Source organism: Stenotrophomonas sp. YJH_SMC_119 (assembly GCF_059368315.1).
Map to the genome: position 1 here is coordinate 20400 of NZ_JCAFRP010000021.1, position 21368 is coordinate 41767.

Sequence of the window (21368 nt, forward strand, 5' to 3'; positions counted from 1 at the left end):
TTTATTCGCGTGATTTACTGCGGGGTATTGCCGAACGGCGCGCAGCGACAGAAAACCGAGCGCGTGCGCCAACCGGTTACTGCGAAATGAATGATTCTGAAACGGGGTTCAAGTGTTAACGGCAACTTTGCAGATCGTCAAGACTTTGACACGACAAATCCTAGTGCCGTGAAGCAGTTCACTCTTTTCCCTGTTTATGAAAGGATTTTGTTAGCGACGCGTGACGCAACCCTGTCGCCTGAAAATCCATGTAACTCGCGGGTGCATCAGGATTTTCACACGCGCAAAGAAAAAACCCGCCGATCAACGGCGGGTTTTTCCATACGCAACGGCATTGATGCCTGCGCGGTGTGGTGCGATCAGCCGCACCACACCCGCGCGTTGCGGAACATGCGCATCCACGGCGAATCACCCTGCCACTCCGCCGGGGCCCAGCTCATGTTGAGCGCGCGCGGGGTGCGTTCCGGGTGCGGCATCATGATGGTCACGCGGCCGTCGCTGCTGGTCAGGCCGGTGATGCCGTCCGGCGAACCGTTCGGATTCAGCGGGTACTGGCTGGCCACGCTGCCGTGGCCATCGATATAGCGCAGCGAAACACGGGCCGCGGCCTGGTCGACCGCGTTGTCGAACACCGCCTGGCCTTCGCCATGCGCCACTGCCACCTGCAGGCGCGAACCGGCCATGCCACGCAGCAGGATCGACGGAGATTCCACCACTTCCAGCAGCGCGGTACGGGCTTCGAACTGCTCGCTGGCATTGCGGCGGAACTGCGGCCAGTGTTCGGCACCGGGAATGATGTCCTTCAGCTGGCTCATCATCTGGCAGCCGTTGCACACGCCCAGGGCGAAGCTGTCCTCGCGCGCGAAGAACGCGGCGAAGGCATCACGCAGCGCGCTGCGCTCCAGGATCGAGGTGGCCCAGCCACGACCAGCGCCAAGCACGTCGCCGTAACTGAAGCCGCCGCAGGCGACCAGGCCGGTGAAGTCCTGCAGGGCGACGCGGCCTTCGATCAGGTCGCTCATGTGCACATCGAAGGGCCGGAAGCCGGCACGTTCGAAGATGTTCGCCATTTCGATCTGGCCGTTGACGCCCTGCTCGCGCAGCACGGCCACGCGCGGACGCGCACCGGTGCTGATGAACGGGGCGGCCACGTCTTCATTGATGTCGAAGCTGAGCTTGGGCTTCAGGCCCGGTGCGTTGAAGGCACGGGCGATCTCACGCTCGGCGTCGGCGTTGGCCGGGTTGTCGCGGCGCTTCTGCATCGCGTGGGTGACCGACCACCATGCGTCGAACAGCGACTCCCAGCGCCATTCAGCCAGGTTCTCGCCAGCCAGCGACACGCGCACCACCGGTGCGGTGGTCGGCTTGGCGATGCGCTGCGCGCACTCGGTCAGTGCATGGCGCTCGACCAGGTCGGCGAACGCTGCGCGGTCTTCGCGTGCGATCTGCACCACCGCGCCCAGCTCTTCGTTGAACAGGCTGCGGAATGGATCGTCGCCCCAGGCATCGAGGGTGATGTCCAGCCCCAGGCGCGACGTGAAGGCCATTTCGCACAGCGCGGCGAAGGCACCGCCGTCGCTGCGGTCGTGGTAGGCCAGCAGCAGGCCGGCCTGGCGCGCATCGCGGATCAGCTCGAAGAAGCCACGCAGGCGCTGCGGGTCGTCCAGATCCGGGGCAGCGCCGGCGAACGCCGGCAGGTCACCATGGTCGGCATGCACCTGGGCCAGGATGGAACCGCCCAGGCGCTGCTTGCCGGCGCCAAGGCCGATCAGCCACAGCTCGCTTTCCACGTCGCGGTCGAGCAGCGGGGTCAGCTGCTGGCGCACATCGGCGACCGGTGCGAACGCAGAGATCACCAGCGACACCGGCGACACGCTCTTGTGCGCTTGGCCCTGGTCGTGCCACTGCGCCTGCATCGACAGCGAGTCCTTGCCCACCGGAATGCTGATGTCCAGCTGCGGGCACAGTTCCATGCCCACGGCCTTCACCGCGTCGTACAGCAGCGCGTCTTCGCCCGGGTGGCCGGCCGCGGCCATCCAGTTCGCCGACAGTTTGATCTCATCCAGCGCATCGACCGGGGCCGCGCACAGGTTGGTCAACGCTTCGCCCACGGCCATGCGTGCCGAAGCCGCCGCATCGAGCAGGGCCAGCGGGGTGCGCTCGCCGATCGACATCGCCTCGCCGGCCACGCCGTCGAAGTCGGCCACGGTGATGGCCACATCGGCCACCGGCAGCTGCCACGGGCCAACCATCTGTTCGCGTGCGGTCAGACCACCGACGCTGCGGTCACCGATGGTGACCAGGAAGTTCTTCGAGGCCACCGTCGGGTGCGCAAGCACGCGCAGGCCCGCTTCCTGCAGGTCCAGGCCCGCGGTCTTCAGCGCCGGCCAGCGCGGTGCCGGCGGGTGTGCGGTATCGCGGTGCATCTTCGGCGGCTTGCCGAACAGCACGTCCATCGGCAGGTCGATCGGCGCATCGGCCGGGGTGTGGCCCGGCACGGCGCCATAGGCCACCACCAGGTGTTCCTCGGCGGTGGCCACGCCGACCGCAGCGAACGGGCAGCGCTCGCGGGCGCACAGCGCGGCGAACTCGGCCAGGCGCTCCTGGGCGACGCCGAGTACGTAGCGTTCCTGCGATTCGTTGCACCACAACTGCATCGGCGACAGCGACGGATCATCGGTGGGCACCTTGCCCAGATCGATCACGCCACCGACCTTGGAGTCGTGCAGCAGCTCGGGGATGGCATTGGACAGGCCACCGGCACCGACGTCGTGGAAGAACTTGATCGGGTTGTTGCTGCCCATCGCCACGCAGCGGTCGATGACCTCCTGGCAGCGGCGTTCCATTTCCGGGTTGTCGCGCTGCACGCTGGCGAAGTCCAGGTCCTCGGCGCTTTCGCCGGAGGCCACCGAGCTGGCGGCACCGCCACCCAGGCCGATCAGCATCGCCGGGCCACCGAGCACGATGACCGCATCACCGGGCTGCAGCTGGATCTTGTCGACCTGGATACGGTCGATGGCGCCGAGGCCGCCGGCCAGCATGATCGGCTTGTCGTAGGCACGCACCAGGTCGGTGCCTTCAGGCAGCTCGAAGCTGCGGAAGTAGCCAAGCAGGTTCGGGCGGCCGAACTCGTTGTTGAACGCCGCGCCGCCGAGCGGACCATCGGTCATGATTTCCAGCGCGGGCGCCATGCGCGGGTTCAGCGCGCGCGGCGCTTCCCACGGCTGCGGCAGCTCGGGAATGCGCAGGTGCGAGACCGAGAAACCGGTCAGGCCGGCCTTCGGCTTGCCGCCGCGGCCGGTCGCGCCTTCGTCGCGGATTTCACCACCGGCGCCGGTCGAGGCGCCCGGGAACGGTGCGATGGCGGTCGGGTGGTTGTGGGTCTCCACCTTGATCTGGAACGCGCTGGGCACCTGCGGTTCACGACGGTACTCGCCGCTGGCCGGATCCGGGCGGTAGCGCGACGCCGGATGGCCTTCGATCACCGCGGCGTTGTCGCTGTACGCGCTGAGCGTGTGCTGCGGGGTCTGCTGGTGGGTGTTCTTGATCATCCGGAACAGCGAGCGGTCCTGCTCCTGGCCGTCGATGGTCCAGCTGGCGTTGAAGATCTTGTGGCGGCAGTGCTCGGAATTGGCCTGCGCGAACATCATCAGTTCGACGTCCGACGGCGAGCGGCCCAGCGCGGTGAAGCGTTCGCGCAGGTAATCGATCTCGTCCTGGGCCATGGCCAGGCCGAGGCGCTCGTTGGCGGCCTCCAGCTGGTCCACCGGCACGCGTTCCAGTTCGCCGCGGGCGGGCGCCGAGAACAGCGCCTGGCCCTGCTGCACGGTCTCCAGCACTGACTGCGTCATCGGGTCGTGCAGCGCCTTGACCAGCGCCTGTTGCACGTCGGCATCGGCCGGCCAGCCCTGCACGTCGATACGCAGGCCCCGCTCGACCCGGCTTACCGGCTGGCCGGCACCGCGCACCAGTTCGGTGGCCTTGCTCGACCACGGCGACAGCGTACCCAGGCGCGGCACCACGATGCGGCTGACCGCGCCGTCGGCCACGGCTTCTGCCTGCGGCGCCGCTTCGAGGATGCGGCACAGGGTGGCGAGGTCGGGAGCGGCGCTGCCTTCGGGCTGCACGAAGTAGACGTGCCAGGCACCGCTGATGCGCAGGGAGGGAGCGATGGACTGCAGGCGGGATTCAAGACGTTCGCGGCGGAACGGCGACAGGGCGGGCGCGCCCTCGAGGACCATCATGTCCGGGGAACCGTAGTTGGGAAACGGGCCCGACATTGTACCGGAAGCGGGGGAAAGGCTCTGGCCGGGCGGCGCCCGGCACCCGCCGAGGCCAGGGCAACAGCAACAGCAACGGCCAAAGCAAAAGCGGGGTTCCCGTGGGATGGCGGGGTGGGTCCGGTGGCGGGGGACGCCGTAAACCCGTCCTTGGGGGCTTGGCCGCGGCATCCATGCCGCGGACACCCCCGTCACCGGACCCACCCCGCCTCCGACAGATTTCCGCGATCTGCGGTAGATCCACGCCATGCGTGGACGCTCCCCGGTAGTGCCGGCCGCTGGCCGGCAACCAGGGAACATCAGAAATCAGGCATTGGAGAGCGCAGCGACCGGCTTCTGCTTTTGATTTTTTGTTCTGTCTTTCGTGGCTGGCCGCGCAGGAACCTGTCCGTGGCCGGGCGGGTGGGCTGCGCAGGGGCGTGAGCCGCATGGATGCGGCGACCGAGCTTACATGGACGTACTTGCAGCGCCCCCTGCGCAGCCCACCCGCCCGGCCAACCACCAGAAATCCGCTGTCAGCGACCCACCCCAGCCACGAGGGGGCTCCGCCGATGGCCGCCGACCGCGCGCAGCGCCGCTCTCCATCCGAATCCCGGAACCATGCGCTTGCTCACGGATTGACCACGCGATTGATGACAACGTTGTCCCCACCTGGCGCCGGACTCTCTCCCCGGCCTCCCAGGTACCTCCGTCCGGCCCCACCCGTCGCCTTCCCGGGCGACGCCCGGACCTGCGTCACGCGCGGCGCCATCGGGGCCCGCGCGCCCTTTGATCGGAGACTTACCCATGTACGACCCGATTGTGCGCAGTGCCGAACGTGCGACCCGAAGCTGTCGTCCCCGCCGCCTGGCCTGGCTGCTTGCCGTGGCCGCCGGTGCCGCTGCCCTGCCCGGCCTGGCGCAGGCCGCCAGCTGTGCCGGCGTGGCCCAGTGGGACCAGGCCAAGATCTACCGGGCCGGCGATACCCTGCAGAAAGGAGGCGTCCTCTATCGGGCGAACCAGGACATCTGGAACGCACCGCCGGACCATCCGGCCGGTGCGCCCTACTACACCAACCTCGGCGCCTGTGATGGCGGCGGCGCCAACCAGCCGCCGGTGGTCAGCCTGACCTCGCCGGCCAACGGCGCCACCTTCAGCGCCGGCAGCACGGTCAACGTGACCGCCACCGCCAGTGATCCGGACGGCAGCGTCGCCAAGGTCGAGTTCTTCCGCGATGGCAGCACGCTGGGCGTGGCCACCAGTGCACCGTATGCGGCCAGCTGGACCAATGCCAGCGCCGGCAGCCACACCCTGCGCGCGGTAGCCACCGACAACAACAACGCCACCAGCAGCACCGCGACCATCACCATCACCGTCAACGCCGCCGGTGGCGATACCACCGCACCGAGCGTGCCGGGCGGACTGGCGGTCGGCACGCGTACCGCCAACAGCATCGCGCTCAGCTGGAGCCCGTCCACCGACAACACCGGTGGCAGCGGCGTGGCCGGCTATGACGTGTACCGCAACGGCAGCCTGGTCGGTTCACCATCCAGTGCCAGCTACGTCGATGGCGGCCTGACTGCATCGACCACCTACCGCTACCGTGTGCGTGCCCGCGACAACGCCGGCAACGCGTCCGCGCAGGGCACAGAGATCAGCGCCACCACGCTGGCCGGCGACGGCGGCACCACCGGCAAGCGGGTCATCGGCTACTTCACCCAGTGGGGCATCTACGGCCGCAACTACCGGGTCAAGAACATCGACAGCAGCGGTTCGGCCGCGCGCCTGACCCACATCAACTACGCCTTCGGCAACGTGCGCAACAACCGCTGCGAAGTGGGCGTCACCCAGCCGTCGGATCCGAACAGCGGTGCCGGTGGTGATGCCTTCGCCGACTACACCAAGGCCTTCAGTGCCGCCGAGAGTGTCAGCGGCAGCGCCGATACCTGGGACCAGCCGCTGCGCGGCAACTGGAACCAGCTCAAGCAGCTCAAGGCCAAGTACCCCGGCATGAAGGTGCTGATCTCGCTGGGTGGCTGGACCTGGTCGCGTGGCTTCTCCAGCGCGGCGCGCCCGGAAAACCGCCAGGCCTTCGTCGCCTCGTGCATCGATGCCTACATCAAGGGCAACCTGCCGGTAACCGACGGTGCCGGTGGTGCCGGTGCCGCGCTGGGCGTGTTCGACGGCATCGACATCGACTGGGAATACCCGGTGGCGTGCGGCATCGAATGCGGCAAGCCGGAAGACAACGCCAACTTCACCGCGCTGATGGCCGAGTTCCGCCGCCAGCTCGATGCAGTGCGTCCGGGCCTGCTGCTGACGGTGGCGGTGGGTGCCGGCATCGACAAGATCCGCGTCACCGACCCGGCCGCGTACCACCCGTACCTGGACTACATCAACGTGATGACCTACGACTTCCACGGCGCGTGGGATGCGAAGACCAATCACCAGTCGGCGCTGTTTGATTCGCCGAATGATCCGTCCACCGGCGACCAGAAGCTGTACAACAGCAACGACGCCATCGAGGCCTTCATCAGCCGTGGCGTGCCTGCCGCCAAGCTCAACCTGGGCATCGGCTACTACGGGCGTGGCTGGACCGGTGTGGCCAACGCCAACAACGGCCTGTACCAGACCGCGACCGGCGCTGCCCCGGGCACGTATGAAGCCGGCATCGAGGACTGGAAGGTGCTGAAGAACCTGGCGTGGCCGGGCTACACCGACAACACCGCCGGTGCCACCTGGATCTACAACGGCAGCACGCTGTGGAGCTTCGACACCCCGGCCAACATCACCCGCAAGATGGGTTACGTGAAGACCCAGGGCCTGGGCGGCGCGTTCGTCTGGGAGTTCAGTGGTGATGATGCGCAGGGCACGCTGACCAAGGCGGTCAGTGATGGCCTGAAGTAAGAAAAAAGCCGGGGATGCGACACGCATCCCCGGCTCTACAGGAAAAGGTCGGCGCCGATCAGCGCTTGGCCGACAGTTTTTCCAGCGCCGCGCGCAGCTGCGCCGGCGGCAGGTAGCCCCCCAGCTGGGTGCCGTCCGGCGCGAAGATCGCCGGCGTGCCGTTCACGCCCAGCTGCTGGCCCAGTGCGTACTGCATCGCCACCGGGTTGGTGCAGTTCTTTGCCGGCACGTTGCCACCGCGCTTGGCGTTGGTCAGTGCCTGGCGGCGATCGGCCGCACACCAGACCGAGATCATGTCGGTGTAGTCCTTGCTGCCGAGGCCCATGCGCGGGAATGCCAGATACTCGACGGAGATACCGTTGCGGTTGAGCTCGGCGATGTCCTGGTGCAGCTTGCGGCAATAGCCGCACTCGATGTCGGTGAACACGCTGATGGTGTACTTGGCATTCGGCGCGGCGAACACGATGCGGTCGCCATGGTTGGCCTTGGCCAGCAGATCGCGGCGGTAGCCGAGCAGGCCTTCGCTGTTGGCCGGGCCCTTGGCACGGGTGTCGTAAGGCTGCGACTGGAACAGGTAGCGACCGTCGTCGGACACGTACAGCAGCTGGCCGGAAACGACCACCTCGCGGAAGCCGGGGAACGGCGCGGCACCGATGTAGTCCACCTTGAAACCGGGGTTCAGGGCAGTCAACGCGGCGCGCACGGCCTGGTCGGCTGGCGCGTTGGCGGCCGGGCCGGGCTTGGCAGCAGCGGCAGGCGCCTTGGCGGCTGGCGGGGCCGGCTGGGCGCAGGCAGTCAGGCTGAGCGCACCGAACACGGCGGCGATGGCAAATCGGAGCATGGAGCAGTCCGCGACAGAAGAAGACCCCGGATTCTGACACAGCCACCGGCACCGGGCCGCGACGCCGCGCACCGCCCGGGGCCGGGGTTCAGGACACGGCTCAGCCGCGCGGATGATGCCGGGCGTGCAGTTTCTGCAGGTGCTCGCGCGCCACCAGGGTGTAGATCTGGGTGGTCGACAACGAGCTGTGGCCAAGCAGCATCTGCAGCGCGCGCAGGTCGGCACCGCGGTTGAGCAGATGGGTGGCGAAGCTGTGGCGCAGGCCGTGCGGGCTGATCCGCGCCGGGTCGATGCCGGCCACCTGCGCGTGGCGCTTGACCAGGTGCCAGAACGCCTGCCGGGTCAGCGCATGCAGCGTCGGCTCGACAAACAATGGGGTCTGCCCATCGGCCAGCGCCTGCACCTTGCCCTTGCCGACCAGCAGCGGGCGCGATGCCTGTAGATAGCGCTCCAGCCAGTGCTGCGATTCCTCACCCAGCGGCACCAGCCGTTCCTTGCTGCCCTTGCCGGTGACCCGCAGCACGCCCTGGCGCAGGTTGACCGCGGTGGCCGGCAGCAGCACCAGCTCGCTCACGCGCAGGCCGGCGGCGTACATCAACTCCAGCATGGCGCGGTCGCGCAGGCCCAGCGGGCTGTCGATATCCGGCGCTGCCAACAGCGCGTCGATCTGGCTTTCGGCCAGCGCCCTGGGCAGCAATCGTGGCAGCTTGGGCGGATCCAGCAGCGCGCTGGGGTCCTCGCCGCGTTCGCCACGGCGCACGCCATCGGCGAAGAACGCCCGCAGCGCCGACAGCAACCGCGCATTGCTGCGCGGCGACCAGCCATGACGGGTGCGCCAGGCCAGGTAGTCGAACAACCCCGGGCGCTCGATGCCGGCCAGGCCACCATCGCGCCCATCCATCCAGCGCGCCAGCCCTTCCAGGTCGCGCCGGTAGCTGTCGAGGGTGGCGCGGGCCAGACCGTTCTCGGCCCAGATCGCATCGAGGAAACGCTGGATGCGCACGCTGTCGTCGGCGCGCAGCTCGGGCAGTTGCTGGACCAGCTGGCGGCGTTCGGCGGGGGTGGAAACAAGGGCCATGCGTGCAGGATACGAGGGCCACTGCCGATGCGGCCAGCATTGCGTATGCTCGGCGCATGTCCCGCCCCGCCATTGATACGGCCCCTGCGGCCACTACCGAGCTGCCCCGCCCGCGTGCATTGCTGCTGTGGCGCGTGCTGGCGATGGTCTACGACGCGCTGCCGGTGCTGGCGCTGTGGATGTTGGCCGGCACCCTGTTCACCCTTGCCTACACCTTCAGCGGCCACGCCCAGCGCGAGAACATCGCACCGTTCAGCGCCTGGCAGTGGCTGCTGTGGGCGGTGTGCTGGCTGGTCACGGGGTGGTATGCCACGGCCAGCTGGCGCCGCGGTGGGCAGACGCTGGGCATGCGGCCGTGGCGGCTGAAACTGCGCGCCAGCGATGGCGCGCCGCTGCGGCGCAGCCAGCTGTGGATGCGTTTCACCGTGGGCACGCTGTCCCTGCTGCTGGGTGGACTGGGATTCTGGTGGGCCTGGGTCGACCGCGACCGCCTGACCTGGCACGACCGCGCCAGCGGCACCCGCGTGGTGCGCATGCCCAAGCGCTGATGCGCATCCAGTAGCGTCGAGCCATCCTCGGCAGTTTCGCGATGCACTCGATAGCCGAGCATGGGCTCGGCTCTACACGATCAACGCAGCGATCAGCCGGCTGGCGCCGGGTCCGGCAGGATCACCGCCGGCTGCGTCCAGAGGTCGAAGAAGGCGGACGCAAACGCATTGGCCTGCACATCATCGGCCACCGCCGACTGTCCGCTCAACTGCGCACGGGTCTTTACGAAGTCCTGCCACAGCTTCAGGCTGGCCTTCTTCAGGCGCCTCTGCTCCCCCGCGTCGGTGGCCGCCAGATAGCGCGCATACAGGTCGCGCATCGGTTTGCCCTGAGCCTCATAGGCCGCCGGGAGCGCCGGCAGTTGGGCCGGGGTGAATGCCACCGTTGCCGCCGGCACCTGGTAGCCGCCCGGCCCGAAGGCCGCCTTCAGGTCTTCCCCGGCGTCCAGGTACTTGAAGAAGCCGGGCACGTTGTAGAGCTTGGTCCGGTAGTCGGACGAGGTTTCCGGGCTGTTGGACACCACCGTATCGGGCAGCTCCCCCATCAGCCCAACGTCCCAACGGCGCGGAATGAACAAACCGGTCGCCTTCACGTAGGGGCCCTCGATCTCCACGTCGTTCAGTTCGATCTTCGACGCCAGGCCACCGGAGTTGGTCTTGCTGGTGACGTACTGCTCGGTGACGATCACGTACTCGGCCATGGCCGGGTTGATCAACCCACCGATCCCATCGGCGTAGACAACCATGCGTACGCTGCCGATCTTCTCGCTCTGCAGTCGGTACTGGCCCGGCTCCAGGACCAGGGGCATGGAGGTGTGCGGCGGCAGGGTATGCACCTGCTGGTCGACCGACAAGGTCAGCGGTGCATCCGTCGGGTTGTCGATCTCGAAGTCGACGGTGGACCGGCTGCAGCCGGCAGAAAGCAGCACGGCCGCGATGTACGGCAGAAAGCGTTGGAAGCTCATGTTCGTCCTTGAAGTGAAACGGAAACAGCCGGGCCTTGCCCGGCTCCCTGGGAATCAACCCGACTTGCGCCGGAACAGCAGTCCCGATATCGCCAGCATCACGATCGGCGGCAACGCATAGGCAATGCGGTAATCGAACTTCAACGCGCCGGCCATGCGGCCGAAGAACAGCTGCAGCAGCCAGAAGCCCAGCGCGAACAGGATGCCGAGGAACAGGCGCTTGCCCATGCCACCACTGCGCAGCGAGCCGAACGCGAACGGCACCGCCGCCAGGCACAGCGCCAGCACGTTCACCGGGTAGAACCAGCGGCTCCAGTACACATCCTCGTAGTCGCGCGCATCCAGACCGTTGCGCTCGCGGTATTCGATGCTGGTGCGCAGTTCGGCCACGCTGAGGTTGCGCGGCTTGGCGATGCCGGTGGCCAGCGCGCCGGCGTCCAGCTTGGAGTTCCACGGCTCGCGCGCCACTTCCTCGCGCGTGGCCGAACGTTCACCGAAGGTATCGCGGCGCACGCCGGTCAGCACCCAGCCGTCACGGTCATGCTCGGCCGTGTCCGCATGGGTCAGCGAGGCGATCCGACCATCCTCGGCGATGCGATACAGGCGCACGTCACGCAGGATCAGCCGCGTGCCCTTGTCGCCCACCAGCTGCTCTTCGCCACCGGCGGCGCTGAGGAAGGTATCGCCCTCGCGCGCCCACAGGCCGGAATAGCGGGTGGTGGAGATGTCCCGCCCCCATTTGGCACTGGACTTCAGCGCATCGGCACGGTCCTGGCCCCAGGGGCCCAGCGTCTCGGCGCTGAGCACCATCACTGCGGTCAGCAGCGACAGGGCGATTGCCACCGATACGCTCAGGCGCTTGCGCGACAGGCCCAGCGCGCGCAGCGCGGTCAGCTCCGAGGTCGCCGCCAGCTGGCCCAGGCCCATCAGTGAGCCGATCACCGCAGCGGTCGGGAAGAAGGTGTAGGCACGGCGCGGCACGGTGTACAGCACCCAGGCAGCAGCGTGGCCCAGCGTGTAGCCGTTCTTGCCGATGTCCTTGAACTCGCCGGAGAAGGCCATCACCACGTCCAGGCCCACCAGCACCGCCCAGGTCAGCAGTACGGTGGTGAACACCGACTGGCCGAGATACAGGTCGAAACGCATCGGGCGCAGTCTCATGCGCGGGCTCCCTTCGGGCGGCCCAGGCGGCCATCACGTGCATACATCCAGATCGCCAGCGCCAGCAGCGGCAGGGTCAGCCACCACAGGCCAAGCGCAGGCGGAATCTTGCCGTTGGCGATCCAGCCACTGCCGATGAACATCAGGTTGGTGCCCACCATGTAGGCCATCAGCGCCAGCATCATCCGCCCGTAGCGCTGCTGGCGCGGCGAGCTGCGGCCCAGCGGCACGGTCAGCAGCGCAAACGCCAGCGCGATCAACGGCGGGGCAAGGCGGCGATGCAGCTGTGCCTGCGCCTCGGGCCGGTCATCGCCGAACAGCTGCGTGGTCGGCATCAGTTCCGGATCATCGCCGGTACGGGTCTGCGCACCGTCGGGCAGGGCCACATCGTTGCGGGCGAAGGTGGCCAGACGGTAATCCAGCCCCCCGGCCACCGGTCCTTCCACCTGGTGGCCATCATCCAGCTCCAGGAAGCGCTGGCGGGCGCCTTCGAAGAACATGCGCCCCCCTGCGGCGGACACCACTTCCAGACGATCGTCCTTCTGCCGCTGCAGGAAGACCCGGCCCAGCTGGGTACCATCGGGCGAGATCGAGGACAGGTAGACCACGCCACCATTGGGCAGCTGGGTGAAGCGGCCCGGCTCCAGGCCCGCCATCAGCACGCTTCGATTGGCCTCGATGATCATCTGCTCGGCCACCCGGCCGGCCCACGGGCCCAGCCACAAGGAGCAGGCGCCGACCAGCGCCACCACCGGCACCACCAGCATCAGCAGCGGCCGCAGCAGGCGTTTGGGGCCCACGCCAATGGCAGTGATGACGGCCATTTCCGAGTCGCGGTAGAGACGGGCCACCGCCAGCAGCAGGCCCAGCATCAACGCCAGCGGCAGGATCAGTGGCAGGTAGGCGATGAACTGCAGGCCCAGCTGGGAGAACAGCAGCTTGGCCGGCAGGCGCCCGTCGGCGATGTTGCCGAGGATGTCCACCAGCACGCCGCCCACGCTGACGACCAGCAGGACGATCAGGGTAGCCAGGAAACTCTGGACGAAATCGCCCAGCAGGTATCGGTCGAGCTTCAGCATGGGGCGGTGGTTTAAACTCTGGGGTTCGTTCGCGGTGCCGCCCAGTCTACTGTCTGGGCGTAAACGGCCTGCGATTGTACGGACTCGCCAATGGAATCTGCTCAATGGCCCTCGAATTCACCCTGAACCACCTCGCTCCGGCGGCCGCCAGCGTTGACTGCCTGGTGGTCGGCGCGTACGCCGACCATACCCTGACCCCGGCCGCGCAGGCCCTGGACGCCGCCAGCGGTGGCCGCCTGGCCGCCCTGGCCCAGCGCGGCGACCTGTCCGGCAAGACCGGCGCCACCACCCTGCTGCACGACCTGCCGGGCGTGAGCGCCCCGCGCGTGCTGGTGGTCGGCCTGGGCGATGCGGCCCGCTTTGGCGTGCCGCAGTACCTGAAGGCCGTCGGCGACGCCGTGCGTGCGCTGAAGGCCGGCGCCACCCGCAGCGCGCTGTTCACCCTGTCCGAGGTGGCCATCAAGGACCGCGATGCGGCCTGGGCGATCCGCCAGGCGGTGATCGCCGCCGATCACGCCGCCTACCGCTACACCGCCACCCTGGGCAAGAAGAAGGCCGATGACGCCGGCCTGGCCCAGTTGGCCATCGCCGGTGACGACGCCCAGGCGCTGGCCCAGGGCCAGGCCATCGCCGCCGGTGTCGAGTTCGCCCGCGAGCTGGGCAACCTGCCGCCGAACTATTGCACCCCGGCCTACCTGGCCGAGGTGGGCGTGAAGTTCGCCGCCGAGCACGACGGTGCCGACGCCGAGATTCTCGACGAGCACCAGATGGAAGCGCTGGGCATGGGTTCGCTGCTGGCCGTGGCCCGCGGTTCGGCCAACCGCCCGCGCCTGGTCGTGCTGAAGTGGACCGGTGCCGGCGACGCCAGGCCCTACGTGCTGGTCGGCAAGGGCATCACCTTCGATACCGGTGGCGTCAACCTGAAGACCCAGGGCGGCATCGAGGAGATGAAGTACGACATGTGCGGTGGCGCCAACGTCATCGGCACCTTCGTCGCGGCGGTCAAGGCCAGGCTGCCGCTGAACCTGGTGGTGGTGGTCCCGGCGGTGGAAAACGCCATCGATGGCAATGCCTACCGTCCGTCCGACGTGATCACCTCGATGTCGGGCAAGACCATCGAAGTGGGCAACACCGACGCCGAAGGCCGCCTGATCCTGTGCGACGCGCTGACCTACGCACAGCGCTTCGAGCCGGCCGCGCTGGTCGACGTCGCCACCCTCACCGGTGCCTGCATGGTCGCCCTCGGCCACCAGACCGCCGGCCTGATGAGCAAGCACGACGATCTGGCCAGCGAGCTGCTGGCCGCCGGCGAGCAGGTGTTCGACCGCGCCTGGCGCCTGCCGCTGTGGGACGAGTACCAGCCGATGCTCGATTCGACCTTCGCCGACGTCTACAACATCGGCGGCCGCTGGGCCGGCGCGATCACCGCCGGCTGCTTCCTGTCGCGCTTCACCGAAGGCCAGCGCTGGGCCCACCTCGACATCGCCGGCGTGGCCAGCGATGAAGGCAAGCGTGGCATGGCCACCGGCCGCCCGGTCGGCCTGCTGAGCCAGTGGCTGCTGGACCAGGCCGCCCGCGCCTGATGCCGTACCCGACCCTGGCCGGCCCCCGCCGGCCGGGGCCTCGCCCGGCAATGCCGGGCCCCTGCCTGACCCGGACCCTGCCATGCCCCGCGCCGACTTCTACCTGATCGCCAAGCCCCGCTTCCTGACCGAGCCGTTGCGCCTGGTCTGCGAGCTGGCGCGCAAGGCCAACGACGCCGGGTTGTTCACCCTGGTGCTGGCCCGCGACCAGGCCCAGGCCGAGGAACTGGACGAGCTGCTGTGGGCGTTCGACAACGATGCCTACATCCCGCACCAGATCGCCGGCGAAGACATGGACGAGGAAGAAGCCCTGGTGCTGATCGCCGTGCCCGGCACCGAGGCACCGGCACGCCCGCTGGTGATCAACCTGCGCGACGCGCCCTGGCTGGGCCAGTGCGAACGCGTGCTGGAAGTGGTGCCGGCTGATCCGGAAGCGCGCGAACCGCTGCGCGAACGCTGGCGCCAGTACAAGGCCGCCGGTTACGACCTGAACAAGCACGACATGTAAGCGCGGCCCGGCCCCCTTGATGGGCCGCCGCCGCGCCCTGATCCTTCAACGATTGCCTCCTGGTTCCCCCGCATGACCCAACTCGCCTCCAGCTACGACCCGACGTCCTTCGAGACCGACCTCTACGAGGCCTGGGAGAAGGCCGGCCACTTCAAGCCGTCCGGCACGGGCGAGCCGTACACCATCCTGCTGCCGCCGCCGAACGTGACCGGCACCCTGCACATGGGCCACGCGTTCCAGCAGACGCTGATGGACGCACTGGTGCGCTACCACCGCATGCGCGGCTACGACACGCTGTGGCAGGTCGGTACCGACCACGCCGGCATCGCCACCGAAATGGTGGTCAGCCGCAACCTGGCGCTGGAAGGCAAGGGCGAGACCCGCGATTCGCTGGGCCGCGAAGGCTTCATCGGCAAAGTCTGGGAGTGGAAGCAGCAGTCCGGCGACACCATCGAGCGCCAGATGCGCCGCCTCGGCACCTCCGCCGACTGGTCGCGCAGCACCTTCACCATGGACCCGCAACCGTCGGCGGCGGTCAACGAAGCCTTCGTGCGCTGGTACGAACAGGGCCTGATCTACCGCGGCCAGCGCCTGGTCAACTGGGACCCGGTGCTGAAGACCGCCATTTCCGACCTGGAAGTGGAGAGCGCCGAGGAAGACGGCTTCCTGTGGTCGATCGCCTACACGCTGGATGAGGGCCTGAGCTACGAACACGTCGAGCGCGATGCCGACGGCGTGGAAACCCTGCGCGAAACCCGCGACTACCTGGTGGTGGCCACCACCCGCCCGGAAACCCTGCTGGGCGATACCGCGGTGATGGTGCACCCGGAAGACGAGCGCTACGCGCACCTGATCGGCAAGAGCGTGGTGCTGCCGCTGACCGGCCGCCGCGTGCCGTTGATCGCCGACGACTACGTGGACCGCGCGTTCGGCACCGGCGTGGTCAAGGTCACCCCAGCGCATGATTTCAACGACTACGAAGTGGGCGTGCGCCACAGCCTGCCGATGATCAACCTGTTCACCCCGGTGGCAGCGCTGAACGAAAACGCGCCGGAGCGTTTCCAGGGTCTGGACCGCTACGCCGCGCGCAAGGCCGTGCTGGCCGAACTGGAAGACCTGGGCATCCTGGTCGAGACCAAGGCGCACAAGCTGCAGGTGCCGCGCGGTGACCGCACCGGCCAGGTGATCGAGCCGTACCTGACCGACCAGTGGTTCGTGAAGATGGACGACCTGGCCAAGCGCGGCCTGGAACTGGTCGAGGACGGAAGCATTTCCTTCGTGCCGCCGAACTGGATCAACACCTACCGCCACTGGATGAACAACATCCAGGACTGGTGCATCAGCCGCCAGCTGTGGTGGGGCCACCGCATTCCGGCGTGGTTCGACGAAGCCACTGGCAGCTGCTACGTCGGTCGCAGCGAAGAGGAAGTGCGGGCGAAGCACAACCTGGGCAGCGACGTGGTGCTGAACCAGGAAAGCGACGTGCTGGAGACCTGGTTCTCCTCGCAGCTGTGGCCGTTCTCCACCCTGGGCTGGCCCAACGAGCAGGCCATGGCCGAGCGCGGCTTTGATCGCTACCTGCCGTCGTCGGTGCTGATCACCGGCTTCGACATCATCTTCTTCTGGGTGGCGCGCATGATCATGGCCACCGACAACCTGGTCGGGAAAATCCCGTTCAAGGACGTCTACTTCACCGGCCTGATCCGCGACGGCCAGGGCCAGAAGATGTCCAAGAGCAAGGGCAACGTGCTCGACCCGCTGGACATCATCGACGGCATCACCATCGACGACCTGGTCGCCAAGCGCACCGGCGGCCTGATGCAGCCGAAGATGGTGGAGAAGATCGAGAAGGCCACCCGCAAGGAATTCCCGGACGGCATCGCCGCCCACGGTGCCGATGCGCTGCGCTTCACCATCGCCGCGCTGGCCACCCACGGCCGCGACATCAAGTTCGACATGAACCGCGCCGAGGGCTACAAGAACTTCTGCAACAAGCTGTGGAATGCCAGCCGCTTCGCGCTGATGAACACCGAGGGCGCGGCGTTCACCGGCGTTCCCAGGCCGCGTACCGATGCCGAGCGCTGGATCCTCGCGCGCCTGGCCGCCACCACCGCCGAAGCGCAGGGCCATTTCGCCGCCTACCGCTTCGACCTGCTGGCGCAGTGCCTGTACGAGTTCGCCTGGAACGCGTTCTGCGACTGGTTCCTGGAACTGAGCAAGCCGGCACTGAACGGTGCAGACGCCGCCGACGCCGAAAGCACCCGCCACACCCTGCTGTACGTGCTGGAAGCGCTGCTGCGCCTGCTGCACCCGCTCACGCCGTTCATCACCGAACAGCTGTGGCAGCAGCTGGCCCCGCGCCTGGGCCTGGCCGAAACCACGCTGTCGCTGCGCCCGTACCCGACCGCCGCCGAGTTCGAAGGCGATTTCGCCCAGGCCGAGGCCGACGTGGAATGGCTGAAGGCGGTGATCAGTGCCGTGCGCCGCGTGCGAAGTGAGCTGAACGTCGCGCCGTCCAAGCTGGTGCCGCTGCGCCTGCAGGCCGGGCTGGAGCAGGACCGCGTGCGCATCGAACGCTTCAGCGCCTCGCTGTCGTTCCTGCTGAAGCTGGACAGCATCCAGTGGCTGGCCGAAGGCGAAAGCGCACCGCCGGCCGCCGCCGCGATCGTGGGCGAGCTGAAGCTGCTGGTGCCGCTGGAAGGCCTGGTCGATCTCGATGCCGAGCGCGTGCGCCTGGACAAGGAAATCGCCCGCGTCGAAGCGGAGAAGGAAAAGAGCGAGACCAAGCTGGCCAAGTTCACCGACAAGGTGCCGCCGGCCGTGGTCGAGCAGGAGCGCGTGCGACTGGCCGACTGGAACACCCAGCTGGCCGGCCTGCGCGAGCAGCGCGCGAAGCTCTAAGCGCCGCGCTCTGGTGCGTGCCAACCAGGGTTGGCACCTGCCCTGCCCCGCTCTGGTGGGTGCGGACCTTGGTCCGCACTGAGCGATGTGCCAACCAAGGTTGGCACCCACCAAACCCGGAACATTTCCCCGGCATGGCATCATCGCCCGATGCCTCTTTCCATCTTCCTGCTGGTCCTCGCGGCTGCGGCCCTGCATGCCAGCTGGAATGCGATCGTCAAACGCGGGCCGGACAAGTTCCTCGGCACCGTGCTGGTCACCGGCAGCGCCGCGCTGCTGTCGGCGGCCGCCCTGCCCTTCCTGCCGTTCCCGGCCGCGCACAGCTGGCCCTGGCTGGCTGCGTCCGTGCTGCTGCAGGTGACCTACTACGGACTGGTGGCACGCTGCTACCAGCAGGTCGACATGAGCCTGGCCTATCCGCTGATGCGTGGCAGCGCGCCGATCCTGGTTGCGCTGGCCGGCACCCTGCTGGGCGAGCAACTGCCCCCGGCGGCGTGGCTGGGCGTGGTGCTGGTGAGCACCGGCATCCTGTGCATGGCACTGGGCGCACGTGGCGGCCAGCTGCGGCTGCCGCTGCTGACCGCGGCGATGATCGCTACCTACACCCTGGTCGATGCGCAGGGCGCGCGCCAGTCCGGTAGTGCGCTCAGCTATACGCTGTGGCTGTTCCTGCTGTCAGGCATCCCATTACCGCTGTGGGCGTTGTACACCCGCGGCAGCGCAGTGCTGGACTATGCGCGCCAGCACTGGCCGCTGGGACTGGCCGGTGGCGTCGGCACCACGGCGTCCTACGCGATGGCATTGTGGGCCATGACCCAGGCGCCGGTGGCGATGGTCTCGGCGCTGCGCGAATCGTCGATCCTGTTCGCGTTGCTGATCTCGGTGTTCCTGCTGCGCGAGCGGATTCCGCGCGCGCGCTGGCTGGCGGCGGCGCTGATCGTCGGCGGTGTGTTGGCACTGCGGCTGGCGTGAGAAAAGCGTGCCAACCAAGGTTGGCACCTACCACGGCAGGTGACGTGTCGATGACAGCGGAGATCCACCGGTAGTGCCGGCCGCTGGCCGGCAACCCTTCTCCGTTACAACGGCGGCATCGTCTGCAGGTCGCCGTCGACCAGTTCGATCGCCATCACCACCGCATCCTCGCGGCCCTGTGCGGCCGGATAGTAGCGCGGGCGGCGGCCGATCTCGTTGAAGCCTTCGCTGTGGTACAGCGCCAGCGCCGGCGTGTTGGACGGACGCACTTCCAGGAACACACGCTGCGCACCGCGGTTGCCTGCCAGCTGCACCAGTGCGCGCAGCAGTTGGCGACCCAGCCCACGCGACTGCGCCAGCGGATCGATGCAGATGTTCAATACATGTGCCTCATCGGCGGCAATACTGAGCACGCCGTAGCCGATCAGCTGGCCATCGCGCTCCATCGCCAGGCCGGGATAACCGGCACGCAGGCAATCAACGAAGATGCCGCGGGTCCATGGGAACGGATACCCACGCACTTCAATCGCCATCACCGCATTGAGGTCGCTCTCGCGCAATGCGCGCAGGCTGACCGGGCCGGGCTGGCTGACCGCACTCATGGTGCGCCCCGCTTGCGCAGGGCGCGCAACTGCGGCCACAACGCGCGCTTGGCGGCCGGGTCCTGACGCAGCTGGTCCAGCGGCCAGCTGTCCATCAGCGCCTGCGTGGCGGGGTCGTTGGGATTACAGCCGGAGGCACGCAGCAGTGCGATCTGCAGGCGATCCGGGAGCCGCACCACCGGCTGCCGCGCATTGCCACCCGGCAGCGGGCGGCCAGCGGCGGGCGCGGTGTCCGGTGCGCTGACCGGGGTCTCGCGACGCGGCGGCACCGGGCGTTCCTGGCGGGAACCCGGTTTGGCTTCAACCGGAGGCTCGCGCGCGGGTGCGATTGGTGCCCGCACCTGCTCCACCGCTGGCGCGGCAGCCGCATCGGCTTCGGCCACGCTCAACTGCAGCGCGGCATCCAGCTCCGCAGCCAACTGGCCGTCGTGATAGACGGTGTAGCCCATGGCCTGCAGCCAGGCCTGCTGGGCCGGTGACCACAGCACGGGCAGTTCCTGGCTCACGCGGCCTCGGGCTTCTTGCGCAGGCGCTGCACGGCCCACATCACCGGGCCGGACAAGGCGTACAGGATGCCGACCGTGAACAGCACGCGCGGCAGATCAATGACCGCGATGGCGATGGCGACCGGCACCAGGGCCAGCACCAGGAACGGCACGCGGTCGGAACGGGTGCCCTTGGCGCCGCCACCCTTGAAGCTCCAGAAGCGGATACGGCTGACCATCAACAGCGCCGCGACGATCGTCACCGCCAGCGCCACGTAGCGCAGCTGGTTGCCGTCCCAGCCCAGGTTGCCATCGGCGAAGGCCCAGACGAAGGACATCATCAGCCCGGCCGCGGCCGGGCTGGCCAGGCCGACGAACCAGCGCTTGTCGACCACCGCGACCTGGGTGTTGAAGCGGGCCAGGCGCAGCGCCGCGCAGGCGGCATACAGGAAGGCCACGGCCCAGCCGACGCGGCCGAGCAGCGGGTCATCGAACTTCAGCCACGACAGCGACCAGTGGTACATCACCAGCGCCGGGGCCATGCCGAAGCTGACCAGGTCGGCCAGCGAGTCGTACTGGACGCCGAACTCGCTGCTGGTACCGGTCAGGCGCGCCACGCGCCCGTCCAGGCCATCCATCACCGCCGCCACGAACACGGCGATGCTGGCATTGACGAAATCCCCGTTGGCCGCGGCGATGATCGCGTAGAAGCCGGCGAACAGGCCGGCGGTGGTGAACAGGTTGGGCAGCAGGTAAATCGTGCGCGAACGCGGCGGCGGTGTGATCGGGTCCATGGAATCCAGTTTAATCGACTTGCCAGTGCTCGGCGCCAATGCTGCAATCGGCGTTCTACGCCCATTCCGCGGAGTTTGCCATGCGTGCCCTGTCCTGCCTTGGATGCCTGCTGCTGTTGGCCAGTGCCAACGCCGTGGCCGGCCCGGTCTATAAATGGAAGGACTCCCATGGCGTGACCCAGTATTCGGAGACCCCGCCGGCGGGCAAGAAGTTCGAGACCCGCGAACAGGCCCGCACCCCGCAGGCCGCGGCCAGCGCCGAGACCCCGGCCGCGCCGGTGCCGGAGCAGTGCAGCACCGCCCGTGCCAACCTGGCCCTGCTGGAAGGCTCCGGCCAGGTGATGCAGGACACCAATGGCGACGGGAAGGCCGATACCGCGTTGACCGCGGAACAGCGCAGCGCGCAGAAAGGATTCGCTGAAGCGGCCATCAAGGCGTACTGCCCGGCGGAGTGAGGGTATCGGCAGGGCTTGCAGCCCTGCACCTGCTTCAAGCAACGGCAACGTCAAATGCCAAAGCGGCTCTGGTTTTCTACTGGTTTGGCGGGGCGGTGTGGGCTGGCAGGACACGCCGTAAACCCCCCTTCCGGGGTCCGGCCCAGCCGCTGGCGGCTGTGCGTTCGGGCGCTTGCGAAGCAGTGCTTCGCAAGCAAAGCGCCCTCACCCCTGGGGGCTCGATGGCGCCA

The 21368-nt window shown here is 68.1% G+C and carries 16 protein-coding genes; 7 read left to right on the top strand and 9 right to left on the bottom strand.

The features are described 5' to 3' along the window. Positions 1-359: 359 nt before the first annotated feature. The gene (gene purL, locus AC5P6S_RS20195) at positions 360-4244 is read right to left on the bottom strand and encodes a phosphoribosylformylglycinamidine synthase (protein WP_495204732.1); all 3885 of its coding nucleotides are present in this window, start codon (positions 4242-4244) and stop codon (positions 360-362) included. Between the two features lie 822 nt (positions 4245-5066). On the opposite strand from purL, the gene AC5P6S_RS20200 reads away from it, so the two are divergent. After that, positions 5067-7166, top strand: a complete 2100-nt coding sequence (locus AC5P6S_RS20200) for a glycosyl hydrolase family 18 protein (RefSeq protein WP_115875597.1) — start codon at positions 5067-5069, stop codon at positions 7164-7166. A gap of 58 nt (positions 7167-7224) precedes the next feature. On the opposite strand, the gene AC5P6S_RS20205 is transcribed toward AC5P6S_RS20200, so the two are convergent. After that, positions 7225-8007, bottom strand: coding sequence for a DsbC family protein (locus AC5P6S_RS20205; RefSeq protein WP_005408019.1), 783 nt, complete (start codon positions 8005-8007; stop codon positions 7225-7227). A 100-nt stretch (positions 8008-8107) separates the two neighbouring features. Continuing rightward, positions 8108-9085, bottom strand: coding sequence for a site-specific tyrosine recombinase XerD (xerD, locus tag AC5P6S_RS20210; protein WP_005408018.1), 978 nt, complete (start codon positions 9083-9085; stop codon positions 8108-8110). A 56-nt stretch (positions 9086-9141) separates the two neighbouring features. On the opposite strand from xerD, the gene AC5P6S_RS20215 reads away from it, so the two are divergent. Continuing rightward, on the top strand, positions 9142-9633 hold the full coding sequence (locus AC5P6S_RS20215) for an RDD family protein (RefSeq protein WP_005408017.1): 492 nt from the start codon (positions 9142-9144) through the stop codon (positions 9631-9633). A 92-nt stretch (positions 9634-9725) separates the two neighbouring features. Here the strand turns inward: AC5P6S_RS20215 and AC5P6S_RS20220 are convergent, their stop codons facing one another. From AC5P6S_RS20220 to lptF, 3 genes are read right to left on the bottom strand one after another with little or no spacing between them, the layout of a single operon-like run. Next, on the bottom strand, positions 9726-10598 hold the full coding sequence (locus AC5P6S_RS20220; protein WP_049418519.1) for a hypothetical protein: 873 nt from the start codon (positions 10596-10598) through the stop codon (positions 9726-9728). 54 nt (positions 10599-10652) lie between these two features. Then, entirely contained in the window at positions 10653-11759 is a 1107-nt protein-coding gene (gene lptG, locus AC5P6S_RS20225) for an LPS export ABC transporter permease LptG (protein ID WP_065183703.1), read from the bottom strand. Continuing rightward, positions 11756-12838, bottom strand: a complete 1083-nt coding sequence (gene lptF / locus AC5P6S_RS20230; protein ID WP_005408014.1) for an LPS export ABC transporter permease LptF — start codon at positions 12836-12838, stop codon at positions 11756-11758. Before lptF ends, lptG begins: the two co-directional genes overlap by 4 nt. 104 nt (positions 12839-12942) lie before the next feature. Here lptF and AC5P6S_RS20235 point away from each other — a divergent pair, with 104 nt between their 5' ends. The 4 genes from AC5P6S_RS20235 to AC5P6S_RS20250 all read left to right on the top strand — a co-directional run bounded on the left by AC5P6S_RS20235 (position 12943) and on the right by AC5P6S_RS20250 (position 18802). After that, the gene (locus AC5P6S_RS20235; RefSeq protein WP_049418513.1) at positions 12943-14421 is read left to right on the top strand and encodes a leucyl aminopeptidase; all 1479 of its coding nucleotides are present in this window, start codon (positions 12943-12945) and stop codon (positions 14419-14421) included. 82 nt (positions 14422-14503) lie between these two features. Then, positions 14504-14929 (top strand): DNA polymerase III subunit chi, encoded by a 426-nt coding sequence (locus AC5P6S_RS20240; RefSeq protein WP_049418512.1) that lies wholly within the window; start codon positions 14504-14506, stop codon positions 14927-14929. Positions 14930-15001: 72 nt separating this feature from the next. Further along, a complete protein-coding gene (locus AC5P6S_RS20245) occupies positions 15002-17830 on the top strand; it encodes a valine--tRNA ligase (protein ID WP_495204733.1) in 2829 nt (942 codons plus the stop codon). A gap of 150 nt (positions 17831-17980) precedes the next feature. Then, positions 17981-18802 (top strand): EamA family transporter, encoded by an 822-nt coding sequence (locus tag AC5P6S_RS20250; protein ID WP_012479101.1) that lies wholly within the window; start codon positions 17981-17983, stop codon positions 18800-18802. 104 nt (positions 18803-18906) lie between these two features. Here AC5P6S_RS20250 and rimI read toward each other — a convergent pair whose 3' ends face one another. The 3 genes from rimI to pssA are packed head-to-tail and all read right to left on the bottom strand — an operon-like array spanning position 18907 to position 20683. Then, complete coding sequence (rimI, locus tag AC5P6S_RS20255) at positions 18907-19404, bottom strand: ribosomal protein S18-alanine N-acetyltransferase (RefSeq protein WP_032964690.1); 498 nt, start codon at positions 19402-19404, stop codon at positions 18907-18909. Beyond that, positions 19401-19910 (bottom strand): hypothetical protein, encoded by a 510-nt coding sequence (locus tag AC5P6S_RS20260; protein WP_012479099.1) that lies wholly within the window; start codon positions 19908-19910, stop codon positions 19401-19403. Before AC5P6S_RS20260 ends, rimI begins: the two co-directional genes overlap by 4 nt. Continuing rightward, positions 19907-20683 carry a CDP-diacylglycerol--serine O-phosphatidyltransferase gene (pssA, locus tag AC5P6S_RS20265; protein ID WP_012479098.1) on the bottom strand — a complete coding sequence of 259 codons (777 nt, stop codon included), beginning with the start codon at positions 20681-20683 and terminating at the stop codon, positions 19907-19909. The genes AC5P6S_RS20260 and pssA overlap by 4 nt, the downstream gene beginning before the upstream one ends. A gap of 80 nt (positions 20684-20763) precedes the next feature. Here pssA and AC5P6S_RS20270 point away from each other — a divergent pair, with 80 nt between their 5' ends. Then, positions 20764-21138 (top strand): DUF4124 domain-containing protein, encoded by a 375-nt coding sequence (locus AC5P6S_RS20270; RefSeq protein ID WP_495204734.1) that lies wholly within the window; start codon positions 20764-20766, stop codon positions 21136-21138. Positions 21139-21368: the final 230 nt, after the last annotated feature.